Below are 13291 nucleotides of genomic sequence, written 5' to 3'. Positions count from 1 at the left end.
TATGGGACTTACAATTGTTTACATTATCATCGCTATTTACAGCATTGCATTAGTATTGATATTCTTTTATAGTCTGGCCCAATTAAATCTTTTGGTCAATTACCTCGGACAAAAAAGACAAAACCAAGAAGCCCCAAAATACAATCTATTAGATCCCAAGGAAATTCCCTTTGTTACCATCCAACTTCCCATCTATAATGAGGAGTATGTGGTGGAACGCCTGTTGGAAAATATCGCCAAGATAGAATACCCTACCAGTAAATTGGAAATCCAGGTACTGGATGACTCCACCGATAATTCGATAGAGGAAACCGCCGAACGCATTAAGGCCCTGCAGGACACCGGTCTGGACATTCAGCATATTCGACGGGAGAACAGGGAAGGGTTTAAAGCAGGCGCCCTAAAAGAGGGCCTAAAAATAGCCAAGGGTGATTTCGTGGCCATTTTTGATGCCGACTTTTTACCAGATAACGATTGGTTAAAGAAAACGGTAATCTATTTTAAAGATAAGGAAATAGGCGTGGTACAGACCCGATGGGGCCATATCAATAGGGATTATTCAACGCTAACCAGAATCCAGGCCTTTGCTTTGGATGCCCATTTTACCCTGGAACAGGTAGGAAGAAATGCCAAAGGACATTTCATAAACTTTAACGGCACCGCCGGGATATGGCGCAAGGAATGTATTTTGGATGCAGGCAACTGGGAAGGCGATACGCTGACCGAAGATTTGGACCTCAGTTACCGTGCACAGCTGAAAAACTGGAAGTTCAAGTACTTGGAGGACGTAGAGACTCCTGCGGAACTCCCGGTTGTAATCAGTGCGGCCCGATCACAACAGTTCAGATGGAACAAAGGCGGAGCAGAGAACTTTAGGAAAACCGTTTGGAGCGTTATCACCGCCAAGAATATTTCTTTTAAGACCAAATTCCACGGAGTAATGCACCTATTGAACAGTTCTATGTTCCTCTGTGTATTCATCGTCGCCTTGTTGAGTATCCCAATGCTCTACATCAAAAATATGTATGGCCATTTGGGATGGGTTTTCGAGGTAACCAGTTTTTTCATTGTTAGCACCATAATCCTATTCATCTGTTATTGGTTTACCTATAGAAGTATTCAAGGCAGTAGTTTTGACAACTTTGTGGATTATATAAAACTATTCTTTACCTTCTTTTCCGTGGCGCTCGGATTCTCCCTGCACAACACGGTTGCCGTTTTGGAAGGCCATATGGGAAAACGAAGCGAATTTGTGCGCACTCCTAAATTTAACATCAACAACCTTACAGACAGTTGGAAAGGCAATAAGTATCTGGCCAAAAAACTATCTCCGAATATGATTTTGGAGGCGGCTTTAATGGTTTACTTCCTCTTTGGGATGTACAGCGCCATCCCCTTAAACGATTTTGGGCTCTTTCCGTTCCATTTCATGTTGTTCTTAGGGTTTGGATTTGTATTCTTTAAATCCCTTACGGCAAAAGCCTAGTCATTTTTAATTTTAATTTCTTATTTTTCTTGGCCTTATACCCTAACTGATGCCAAGCATATACCAACACCTTATCCTTTATTGGAAACTGCACAAAATTCCAATTCTGATAGTGCTTGTCAGTAGTGCGTTCTATCTCGCCTTCGCCTACGATCTGCAACGTACCGATTTCATCAAATTACTGACCCTTTTCCTGGGCGCATTTTTTTTGAGCTTCAAATTGATACAATTTGAAAAATGGAACCTCAAGTTCCTCCTATGTGCCGGAATCCTTTTTCGTATCTGTTTCATAATCGCAGAACCCAATCTTTCCCAAGATTTTTATCGCTTTATTTGGGATGGGGAGTTGGTGCGCCATGGAATAAACCCCTACCTACACCTACCCAATACCTTAATTGAACAGGAGGGCTTGGTCATTGCCAATGCACAGGAACTTTATGACGGAATGGGTAGTTTAAGCGCAAAGCATTTTAGCAATTATCCACCCTTGAATCAGGTTCTTTTTGCCCTTGCCGCACTGCTATCGGGTAAGAGCGTACTGGGCGCCACCATTGCCCTAAGGGGCATCATTATTCTTGCGGACCTGGGTATTCTGTATTTTGGGCGAAAATTGCTCCAAAACCTGAGCCGTTCTCCTCACCTTATTTTTTGGTACTTCCTAAATCCCTTGGTCATCATTGAACTCACAGGGAACCTTCACTTTGAAGGGGTCATGTTATTCTTTTTTGTATGGTCCATGTACCTGGTCTCCAAAAACAAATGGGCTCTAGCGGCCGTGGTATTTGCGCTGTCCATATCCGTAAAGCTCGTACCCTTGCTGTTTCTGCCCTTATTCTTGAAGCATTTAGGGTTTAAGCGCTCGGTACTTTTCTACCTTATTGTAGGAACAACCACGCTGGTATCGCTAATCCCTTTTTATTCCACTGAATTCCTGGACAATTATTCTGAGACTGTAGGCTTGTGGTTTTCCAACTTCGAGTTCAATGCAGGGCTCTACAACCTGGTCAAACAAATCGCAGTCCAATTCGATGCAAAACCCTGGGAGCTTATCAAGGTCTACGGTAAGATTACCACCTTGCTTACCATAACCCTTGTGCTGCTATTTACCTTCCTGAGAAAAAACCAGCAATTGTCCACCCTCATGGGTTCCATGTTATGGGTACTTTGCTGTTATTATTTCCTGACGGCCACTGTGCATCCCTGGTACATTGTATTCGTATTGTTGCTGGCCTTATTTACCGATTATCGGTTTCCTCTGGTCTGGTCTGGCGCCGTAATCTTGAGCTATTGGGCCTACTCCAACAGTGCGTACAAGGAGAGTTTACCACTATTGGCTCTTGAATATATTGTAGTGTATGCTTTTTTGCTTTACGAAATATTCAGATTAAGGGGGCAAAATATGTTATTTCGTAAAAATTGAGGTGCAACTTATGAAGTTTGAGTTTAATTTGTACATTTGACTCCTAATGGATTTTAACGCACATACCCACTTTTCTTTTCGGACTTCAGTTCCGTCAACTTCTTTTGTGCCTACTCGCCGTCGCCCGTAAGGGTGCGTTCCTGTTTTGGAAATAGGTGAGTCCATTTCCGCAAAATCTCTTCAACATTCAATTTTATTTTTTACCCTTAAACGTAAGTGGCAATGGAAATTGTTATTGCTAACGAAGCACATTTTAGATACGCCCAGATTATCTGCGATACCATCGGGGAATCCGCAAAGGTACGGGGCACGGGTATTGCAAAGCGTACGCCGGAATACATCCTCCGAAAACTGGAAAACGGTAACGGGGTCATTGCTCTGGACGGCGATACCTTTGCGGGCTTTTGTTATATAGAGGTATGGGGGCACGAAAAATACGTGGCCAATTCGGGTCTTATCGTACATCCCGATTATAGGGGCCAGGGCCTTGCCAAAAAAATCAAGAAGAAAGTCTTTGAGCTCTCCAGGAAAAAATTTCCCGAGGCTAAAATATTTGGAATCACTACCGGATTGGCGGTTATGAAAATCAACTACGAACTGGGGTACAAACCGGTGACCTTTTCGGAGCTTACCGATGATCCCGAATTTTGGAAAGGATGCCAGACCTGTAAAAATTTTGATATTCTTACCCGAACGGAGCGGAAAATGTGTCTATGTACGGGAATGCTCCATGACCCAAAGGCCAAACAAAACGAACGAAAAAGGGAAAAGGTAAACGGAAAGGCATTTAAACGCCTAAAAAGTATAAAAGAACAGTTGTTCCTTAAAAAGAAACAAAAATGAAAAAACTCGTTTTAGCCTATAGCGGCGGATTGGATACCTCGTATTGTGCAAAATACCTCTCCCAGGAAAAAGGTTTTGAAGTACATGCGGTAAGTGTGAATACCGGTGGGTTTTCCCGGGAGGAGATCGAGGTCATCAAGGAAAAGGCACTAAAACTGGGAGCCACCTCCTATACGTCCATAGATGCCGTGCAGACCTTCTACGACAAGGTGGTAAAGTACCTCATCTTTGGCAACGTCCTCAAGAACAATACCTATCCCCTTTCGGTAAGTGCGGAACGAATCGTGCAGGCCATTGAAATAGTGACCTATGCCAAAAAGGTAGGTGCAGGCTACATAGCGCATGGCAGTACCGGAGCTGGGAACGATCAGGTACGATTCGATATGATCTTCCAGATCCTGGCCCCCGAAATTGAGATTATCACGCCTATCCGGGACTATAAACTTTCTCGGGAAGCCGAAATCGAATACCTAAAAAAGAACGGGGTAGACTTCGCCTGGGAAAAAGCCAAGTATTCCATAAACAAAGGGCTCTGGGGTACCTCGGTAGGTGGGGATGAGACCTTGACCTCTCATTTGCCCTTGCCGGATACCGCTTATCCCAGTCAGCTTCAGCAAACGGACCCAAAAACCATCACCCTTACGTTTACCAAAGGTGAACTTAAGGCAATCGATGGTGAAACCGATACCGCGGTAAACCTAATAGAAAAGTTGAACGCTATGGCATCCAAATTTGCCATCGGGCGCGATATCCATGTGGGGGACACTATCATCGGCATAAAAGGACGGGTGGGCTTTGAAGCGCCTGCCTCCCTCATCATTATCAAGGCCCACCACCTTCTGGAAAAACATACCCTGAGCAAGTGGCAACAATATCAAAAAGACCAATTAGGAAACTTTTATGGCATGCTGCTGCACGAAGGAAATTACTTGGACGAAGTAATGCGCAACATCGAGGCGTTTCTGAGCGACACCCAGAAAAAAGTTAGCGGTGAGGTCTCCGTGGGCTTGCATCCCTACCGGTTTGAGCTCAACGGCATCACCTCCGAGCACGATTTGATGAATGCTTCCTTTGGCAGTTATGGAGAAATGAACAAGGGATGGACGGCCGAAGAGGCCAAAGGGTTCATCAAGATCCTCTCCAATTCGGGAAAAATATATACGCACGTAAACAAAGATCATGATTAAAGCAGGTATTATAGGAGGTTCCGGATATACTGGTGGGGAACTCATCAGGATTCTATTGGGCCATTCGGAAGTGGCCATAGATTTTGTGTACAGCACTACCCGGGCCGGTAAAAAAGTAGTCACCGCCCACCCTGACCTTTTAGGGCGGACAGGGCTTGAATTTACGAATGAGGTGAATTTAGACGTGGACGTTGTTTTTTTATGTCTTGGACATGGCAATTCCACCAAATTCCTAGAAACCCATGAGTTTTCCAAGGACACAAAGATTGTGGACCTAAGCAACGACTTTAGGCTTGGGAAAGATGCTGCGCTTGACGATAGAACCTTTGTCTACGGCCTCCCCGAACTCCATAAAGCGGACATTGTACAGGCCACGGCCATCGCCAATCCGGGATGTTTCGCCACGGCGATCCAACTGGCCCTATTGCCCTTGGCACAGGCGGGGTATTTAGGGCAGCAAATCCATGTAAATGCTACTACCGGAAGTACGGGTGCGGGTGTAAGCCCCTCAGGAACTTCCCATTTTAGCTGGCGGAACAACAACATCTCATGGTATAAGCCTTTTACCCATCAGCATTTGGATGAGATCAGGGAAAGCCTTCAATCGCTCCAGCAAAACACCGGGGAACTCTTGTTCCTCCCCAACCGGGGAAATTTTACAAGAGGTATTTTGGCCACGGCCTACACCCATTTTAAGCCTTCGCTTGATGAAGCCATGGCATTGTACCGGGATTTTTATGCGGATGCGAAATTCACCCAACTGTCCGAAGAGCCCATTCATTTAAAGCAAGTGGTAAATACCAACCAGTGCCATATCCATCTGCACAAGCATCAGGATACTTTGCTGGTCACTTCGGCCATAGATAATTTATTAAAAGGAGCCTCGGGACAGGCGGTACAGAATATGAACCTTATGTTCGGTTTTAACGAGCACGAGGGCCTACAGCTCAAGGCAGGTGTCTTTTAGAAACAGCTTGAGCGTCTAAGAAGTAAAAACTAGTGTAAATAGATTCCCGCCCTTGTCTGCCGACAGGCAGGTTCGCAGGAATGACAAAAAAATAAAAATGAAAATAGCCATCATCGGAGCCGGAAATCTAGGTCTGTCCATCGCCAAGGGCATATTGCACACCAATGGCGCTACCACCATGTTCCTTACCAAAAGAAGTGTGGACAGTATCAAGGATTATGAAAAGTATGGGAACGTCACCGTTAGCACTGACAATGCTGAGGCAGTGAAAAAATCGGATGTGCTGATCTTTGCCGTCCAACCCGGGCATTTTGCGCAGATTCTACATGATATTAAGGACCTGCTTACCGAAAAACACGTGTTGATCTCAACCATTACGGGATTCAGCATCGGGAAAATGGAGGAAATCATTGGAGCGGACCAATATATTATCCGTAGTATGCCCAATACGGCCATTTCCGTAGGAAAATCCATGACCTGCCTCTGTAGTAACAGCATGGGGGCAAAACGTATTGATCTGGCCAAGGCCATATTTAATAGGATGGGGCATTCCCTGGAAATTCCTGAGGAACAGATGCAGGCCGCCACCGTTATCTGCGCCAGTGGTATCGCCTTTTGGATGCGTTTGATACGGGCCACAACCCAGGGTGCCATTCAACTCGGTTTCGATGCGCGGGAAGCCCAGGAACTCGCCATGCATACTTGTAACGGGGCCGCGAGTCTACTAATCGAGTCCGGCAGCCATCCTGAGGAAGAAATAGACAGGGTGACGACCCCCAAAGGGTGCACCATAGAAGGCCTAAATGAAATGGAACACCAAGGTTTAAGTTCTTCATTGATCCGCGGTATTGTAGCTTCCTTCGAAAAAATCAGTCAGATACGAAAGGGATAGACCATGTGGAGTAAGAACAATGTTACGCTTAACACAACAGTCCATTAAATTCAATGACTATGAAATTATTTGATGTATATCCGCTTTACGAGGTAACCCCGGTTTCCGCCAAGGGCCTGGTGGTTACGGATGAACACGGACAGGATTATCTGGACCTTTATGGCGGGCATGCCGTGATATCCATTGGCCATGCCCATCCACATTACATAAAGCGCATTAAAGACCAATTAGACAAGATCGGGTTTTACAGTAATGCGGTCAAAAACCCCTTGCAACAGGAGTTGGCATCCCAATTGGGCCGTCTATCCCAGTGCGGGGACTACCAGTTGTTTCTTTGCAATTCTGGCGCCGAGGCCAATGAAAATGCCTTAAAAATGGCTTCTTTCCAAACAGGAAAGTCAAGGGTTATTGCCTTTAACAACAGTTTTCATGGTAGAACCTCCGCCGCTGTGGCCGCTACGGATAATGAAAAGATCAATGCCCCGATCAACAAACAGCAAAAAGTAAGTTTTTTACCCTTTAATGACCTTAATGCTTTTACCGCTGAAATCGAAAAAGGAGACGTATGTGCCGTGATCCTGGAAGCGATCCAAGGAGTTGGCGGACTGGACGAGCCCAGCACTGAATTTTATCAGAACGTAGCAACCCTATGCAAGCAGCACCAGGCGGTCCTCATTGCAGATGAAGTTCAGTCCGGTTTTGGTAGGAGCGGTAGCTTCTTCGCCTTTCAACACCATGGTATATCCCCCGATATCATTTCCATAGCCAAGGGCATGGGCAACGGCTTTCCCGTGGGCGGCATCTTGATCCGGGAGCACATTCCCGCCTCCTATGGCATGTTGGGAACCACTTTTGGTGGCAATCACCTGGCGTGCGCAGCCACCTTAGCTGTCCTGGAAGTGTTGGAACGGGAACAGCTCGTGGAAAACGCAGGAAATTTAGGGGCCTATATTAAGGAAAGGGCCCTTGAGGTACCGGCCGTGAAACAGGTCAAGGGCCGTGGGTTAATGCTTGGGCTCGAATTTGATTTTGAGGTGGCCGATCTGCGAAAGCGCCTGATCTATGACCAACATATTTTTACCGGAGGGGCAAACAATAAAAAGCTATTGCGCATTTTGCCCGCGCTAACCATTACCAAGGAACAGGTAGACCTGTTCTTTGAAGCCCTGCAAAACGAATTGGCATGAAGAACTATCTATCCATAACCGATCTTGGGCCACTGGCAAAGGGAGTTGCCGAGGCATTGAAACTAAAGGAAAACCCAACGCGGTTTCAAGGCTTGGGAAAAAATAAGACCTTAGGGCTCCTGTTCTTTAACAACAGCCTTAGAACCCGGCTCAGTACCCAAAAAGCAGCGCTGAACCTGGGTATGAACGTCATGGTCATGAACTTCGGCAATGAGGGTTGGGCCCTGGAATTTACCGATGGTACGGTCATGGACCAAGGAACGTCCGAACATATCAAGGAAGCGGCCCAGGTAATCTCCCAATACTGCGATATGGTGGCGATCCGTGCCTTTGCCTCTCTTAAGCACAAGGAAAAGGACGAGGCCGAAAAGGTACTGAACGGCTTTATGCGCCATGCGAGCATTCCCGTGATAAATATGGAAAGCTCCATAAGACACCCCCTGCAGGCCCTGGCGGATGCCATTACCCTGGCCGAAGCGCGCAAAACATCACGGCCCAAGGTGGTGCTGTCCTGGGCCCCGCATCCCAAAGCACTTCCGCATGCCGTGGCCAATTCCTTTGTGGAAATGATGAAATTACAGGATGCGGAGTTTCTGGTAACACATCCTGAGGGCTATGAGTTGAATAAGCGCATTGTGGGAGACGTTCGGGTGGAATACGATCAGCAAAAAGCGCTGGAAAATGCAGACTTCGTCTATGTGAAGAACTGGAGCAGTTATAACTCCTATGGGGCGGTACTGACCCAGGACCCCAACTGGATGATCACTCGTGAAAAATTGGGAAGTGCCCAGTTCATGCACTGTCTTCCTGTACGGAGAAATGTGGTCGTGGAAGATGCGGTATTGGACAGCGAACAATCTTTGGTCATTGCACAGGCCAATAACCGGACCTACGCCGCGCAGCTGGTGTTAAAAAAAATATTGGAAAGCATATGAAGCCAGAACTATCAATTGTAAAAATAGGAGGCAACATTATAGAGGACCTTGCTGCCTTAACCCAATTTGCGGGTCTGTTCGCCGAACATAAAGGGCTGAAGATCCTGGTACATGGTGGTGGCAAACTGGCCACGGAAATGGCGCAAAGATTGGGGGTGGCATCGCAATTGGTGGGCGGCCGTAGAATTACCGATGCCGAAAGCCTGGAGGTCATCACCATGGTCTACGCCGGATTGGTCAACAAAAATATAGTGGCAAAGCTACAGGCCAAGGAGTGCAATGCCATAGGACTCAGTGGTGCCGATGCCAATACCATCCTTGCGCATAAAAGACCGGTGAAGGAAATCGATTTTGGTTTTGTGGGCGATGTGGAGGGTGCCAATGCCGGCGCCATTAGCGCATTGCTCCAAGCCAATTTTGTACCTGTCTTTTGTGCCATGACCCATGATGGCAACGGACAATTGTTAAACACCAACGCGGACACCATAGCTTCGGAAATCGCCATTGCCCTGAGCGGAGCGTATCGGACCACCTTGTACTATTGTTTCGAAAAAAAGGGGGTTTTGAAGAATCGGGAAGACGACAATTCGGTAATCCCGTACATAGACATGGAAAGCTATCAACAGCTATTGGAGAAAAAAATCGTTGCGGACGGCATGCTCCCCAAATTGGAAAACTGCTTTCATGCCCTTCAACGGGATGTTGACAAGGTATGTATTGGAAATATGTCCATGCTTAACCCATCATCCACACTGTTCACTACAATAACCCTATGATTATGGACCAACGTCAACTTACAAAAAAAGCGATTGAATTGTTGAAGGAACTGATTTCCACCAGGTCTTTTTCTTCGGAAGAAGATAAAACGGCCACGGCCATCGAAAAGTGGTTTGCCTCCCATGATATACCCCATAAACGGGAAAAGAACAACGTGTATGCTTTTAATCAGCACTTTGATGCTCAGAAGCCTACGCTATTGTTGAACTCCCACCACGACACGGTGCAACCCAATACGGCTTATACCAAGGATCCTTTTGAGGCCCAGGTCGAAGATGGGAAACTGTATGGCCTGGGCAGCAACGATGCGGGTGGGTGTCTGGTATCTCTCATAGCCTCCTTTACACACTTCTATAGCGCCGAGAACCTGAATCACAATATCATTCTCGTTGCCTCTGCCGAAGAAGAGAGTTCTGGCCCAAACGGGCTAAACAGCATGTTACCCCTCTTGCCAAAAATTGATGTGGCCATCGTAGGGGAACCCACCTTGATGAATTTGGCCATTGCCGAAAAAGGGCTGGTCGTTTTTGATGCGGTTATCAAGGGGACACCCTCCCACGCAGCCCACCCCAATGAAGACAATGCCATTTATAACAGCATTGCCGTGTTGGACTGGTTTAAAAAATATAACTTCGATCGGGTATCCGATGTGTTGGGCAAGGTGAAGCTCACGGTGACCCAGGTGAACGCGGGGAATCAGCATAATGTTGTACCTGCCCAGGTAGATCTGGTAATCGATGTACGGGTGAACGACAAGTATAGCAATCGGGAAATTGCCGAAATTTTGCAAAAAGAGGCCCCATGTGAACTCACGCCACGTTCCTTGCACCTCAACTCATCGGCCATAGACAAGAACCATGCATTGGTACAATCCGGAATTGCCTTGGGCAGATCAACCTACGGGTCGCCCACCCTGTCCGACCAGGCGGCCTTAAGCTGCCAGTCGTTAAAATTGGGCCCGGGTGATAGCACCCGATCGCATTCGGCCGATGAATTTATCTATGTCCGGGAAATCGAAGAGGGCATCGATCTGTATATCAAAATTTTAAGTAGTTTTCTCCTAACCGATAACGCCTAACGCAAACGATATGAAACTCTGGGACAAAGGATTTAGCACGGATAAAAAAATTGATCATTTTACCGTTGGCAACGATCGGGAATTGGATCTGATCTTGGCGAAATACGATGTGATCGCCTCTAAAGCGCATGCAAAAATGTTGGGGAAAATAGGCTTGTTGACCAAGGAGGAGACCGAAAGTTTAGTCCGGGAATTGGATGCTATAGGAGATGACATCACAAAGGGGGATTTTATCATCGAGGACAGCTTCGAGGACATGCATTCCAAGATCGAGTTCCTGCTCACCGAAAAATTGGGGGATACCGGGAAAAAAATCCATACGGCCCGCTCCCGGAACGATCAAGTATTGGTGGCCATGCACCTTTACCTGAAGGACGAATTGGAGGAAATCAAGGAACAGATCATTACACTTTTTGACCTGTTATTGAATCTGGCAGAAAAGTATCAATCGGTCTTGTTGCCAGGGTATACCCATTTGCAGATCGCCATGCCCTCTTCTTTTGGACTGTGGTTCTCTGCTTATGCGGAGAGCTTGGTGGATGATCTTTATTTTATCAATGCCGCATATAAGGTGGCCGACCAAAATCCGTTGGGCAGTGCCGCCGGTTATGGGAGTTCCTTTCCCATAGACCGGACATTCACTACCAGGGAAATGGGGTTTGAGAGCCTCAAGTACAATGTGGTGGCTGCGCAAATGGGAAGGGGTAAAGTAGAAAGAGCCACCGCTTTTGGCATCAGTAGCATAGCGAACACACTCTCAAAAATGGCCATGGATATTTGTCTCTATATGAGCCAGAATTTTGATTTTATTTCCTTTCCCGATGAACTCACTACGGGTTCCAGCATTATGCCGCATAAGAAAAATCCGGATGTTTTTGAACTGATTCGCGCCAAGTGCAACAAGATACAGGCGGTCCCCAACCAACTTACGCTCATCACCAACAACCTTCCCAGTGGATACCACAGGGACCTTCAATTGGTCAAGGAAGTCATTGTACCGGCACTGCAAGAAATCAAAGCCTGTCTGGAAATGCTAAGTTTCAGCTTAAAAGAGGTACAGGTAAATACGAAAATTTTGGAAGATCCAAAATACGATTATCTCTTTAGTGTGGATACCTTAAACGAACTGGTGCAAGAAGGAATGCCTTTTCGGGACGCTTATAAAAAAATGGGGCGGGAAATCCAAGAAGGTTCCTTTGTCCCCAAACGGGACATTCAGCATACCCATGAGGGCAGCTTGGGCAATTTGTGCTTAAAAGAGATCCGTAAAAAAATGGACCAAGCCCTGTCCTGAGACAGGGTGGTCCATCGGTCATTTTAGATTCTGAAACTTGCTTTCCCGACAAGCCGCCTGGAACTACAATTCCCATTTTATGCCCAATCCGGCGTACTGGTTGCGGTATCCTCGAAAGGACCGTGCATCAATATCCGTATAGTTGGTGGCCCGTACCCTACTATATGCCGTTGCAGTCAACGAGAAGCCCCCATTACCCAATTTGTGGGAGGCGTTCAGGGAAATATCGGCGTAGGTATACCGGATTTTCTCGCCTAAAGGTCCATTGGTGTCCCTTGCTTCAAAATCCGTGTAGTTCCGTGTTAGGTACGACACTTTGGCCCGAAATCGTGTACGATCATCATCAAATTTTAACCCTAGCCCCGGTCCAAGTTGGTCAAAGCCCGAACGGTTTGCCAGCACATCTGTCCGGGTGTAGTACACAAAACTAGGTTTTAATTCAAAAGTCTCGCTGATCGGGTAGGTGTAGAAGCCTGTGACTTTAACGTAATTCCAATCTCGCTCCCCTTCCGTAGTAACGTCCGAGGCATTGAAGGTGTCGTACAGCCGTTTTTTTACATAGCCGGTAATACCATATTTGTGGTCCAGTCCGTTGCTTCCAAATTCCTGTTGTAGTCCAAATTTAACCCCAAATTCATTGTATTGAAGGTCCCGGACCCCAAAGGCATCGAAATCCTTGAAATTGTAAAAAGCTTCCAACACCGTTTCATTCTTGGGAAAAAGTTCAAATTTTAGCCCGGAACTTGCTCCGTATACCGTATACCCCAATGGATTTATCAATACGTCCTGGGCACCGTCCAAGCCTTCCCTGTTCATTCGCTTAAAGACCACCTCTGCCAAGAACTCCGTATTCCTATTGAGATCATAATCATATTTCGCCGTGGCCAGAACACTCCAATAGCTATCCTCAAAATTCTCCTGGAATAAACGGGCAAAGGGACTTACCGATAAGCGGATACGGTTCCGGTTCCATTTATATCGATAGTCATAGTCCATAAGAATATCCTGGTAACTGCTACTGGCTATAAGATCTGCCTCGGTCAAAACCACCGTGCCCTGTCGCACCTGCCTAGGGCTCTTAAAATAGTTGTATTCATATCCGCTTTGGGTCTCCACTTCAAAACCTTGTCTTTCCTGTGCCCAAGTGCCTGTAGTTATCAAAAGTGCTAAAAGGATCTTTGTTGGTGTTTTCATCATTTTATTATTATAAGTTTCTTTGTTAGGG

At 46.4% G+C, this 13291-nt stretch carries 12 protein-coding genes; 11 read left to right on the top strand and 1 reads right to left on the bottom strand.

Annotation, left to right across the window (positions count from 1 at the left end; all coding sequences use genetic code 11):
- Position 1: 1 nt before the first annotated feature.
- The 11 genes from ACRD67_RS17530 (at position 2) to argH (ending at position 12066) form a co-directional block, all read left to right on the top strand.
- The gene (locus ACRD67_RS17530) at positions 2 to 1486 is read left to right on the top strand and encodes a cellulose synthase family protein (RefSeq protein WP_430968526.1); all 1485 of its coding nucleotides are present in this window, start codon (positions 2 to 4) and stop codon (positions 1484 to 1486) included.
- 49 nt (positions 1487 to 1535) lie between these two features.
- Positions 1536 to 2906 carry an MptA/MptB family glycosyltransferase gene (locus ACRD67_RS17525; protein ID WP_430968525.1) on the top strand — a complete coding sequence of 457 codons (1371 nt, stop codon included), beginning with the start codon at positions 1536 to 1538 and terminating at the stop codon, positions 2904 to 2906.
- Positions 2907 to 3128: 222 nt separating this feature from the next.
- Positions 3129 to 3749, top strand: a complete 621-nt coding sequence (locus tag ACRD67_RS17520) for a GNAT family N-acetyltransferase (RefSeq protein ID WP_430968524.1) — start codon at positions 3129 to 3131, stop codon at positions 3747 to 3749.
- A complete protein-coding gene (argG, locus tag ACRD67_RS17515; protein WP_430968523.1) occupies positions 3746 to 4936 on the top strand; it encodes an argininosuccinate synthase in 1191 nt (396 codons plus the stop codon). Before ACRD67_RS17520 ends, argG begins: the two co-directional genes overlap by 4 nt.
- The gene (argC, locus tag ACRD67_RS17510) at positions 4929 to 5903 is read left to right on the top strand and encodes an N-acetyl-gamma-glutamyl-phosphate reductase (protein WP_430968522.1); all 975 of its coding nucleotides are present in this window, start codon (positions 4929 to 4931) and stop codon (positions 5901 to 5903) included. The genes argG and argC overlap by 8 nt, the downstream gene beginning before the upstream one ends.
- 97 nt (positions 5904 to 6000) lie before the next feature.
- The gene (gene proC / locus ACRD67_RS17505; RefSeq protein ID WP_430968521.1) at positions 6001 to 6795 is read left to right on the top strand and encodes a pyrroline-5-carboxylate reductase; all 795 of its coding nucleotides are present in this window, start codon (positions 6001 to 6003) and stop codon (positions 6793 to 6795) included.
- A gap of 59 nt (positions 6796 to 6854) precedes the next feature.
- Positions 6855 to 7982, top strand: a complete 1128-nt coding sequence (locus ACRD67_RS17500) for an aspartate aminotransferase family protein (protein WP_430968520.1) — start codon at positions 6855 to 6857, stop codon at positions 7980 to 7982.
- Positions 7979 to 8917: a Rossmann-fold NAD(P)-binding domain-containing protein gene (locus ACRD67_RS17495; protein ID WP_430968519.1), complete on the top strand. Its 939-nt coding sequence runs from the start codon at positions 7979 to 7981 to the stop codon at positions 8915 to 8917. The genes ACRD67_RS17500 and ACRD67_RS17495 overlap by 4 nt, the downstream gene beginning before the upstream one ends.
- Entirely contained in the window at positions 8914 to 9693 is a 780-nt protein-coding gene (gene argB, locus ACRD67_RS17490) for an acetylglutamate kinase (RefSeq protein ID WP_430968518.1), read from the top strand. The genes ACRD67_RS17495 and argB overlap by 4 nt, the downstream gene beginning before the upstream one ends.
- A 2-nt stretch (positions 9694 to 9695) precedes the next feature.
- Positions 9696 to 10772 (top strand): M20 family metallo-hydrolase, encoded by a 1077-nt coding sequence (locus ACRD67_RS17485; RefSeq protein ID WP_430968517.1) that lies wholly within the window; start codon positions 9696 to 9698, stop codon positions 10770 to 10772.
- 10 nt (positions 10773 to 10782) lie between these two features.
- Positions 10783 to 12066, top strand: a complete 1284-nt coding sequence (argH, locus tag ACRD67_RS17480) for an argininosuccinate lyase (RefSeq protein ID WP_430968516.1) — start codon at positions 10783 to 10785, stop codon at positions 12064 to 12066.
- Positions 12067 to 12129: 63 nt separating this feature from the next.
- On the opposite strand, the gene ACRD67_RS17475 is transcribed toward argH, so the two are convergent.
- Entirely contained in the window at positions 12130 to 13263 is a 1134-nt protein-coding gene (locus ACRD67_RS17475) for a hypothetical protein (protein WP_430968515.1), read from the bottom strand.
- Positions 13264 to 13291 lie beyond the last annotated feature (28 nt).

The organism is Eudoraea algarum (assembly GCF_050589645.1).
GTDB lineage: Bacteria > Bacteroidota > Bacteroidia > Flavobacteriales > Flavobacteriaceae > JBNGOQ01.
This window is presented reverse-complemented; position numbering and strand designations above follow the sequence as displayed.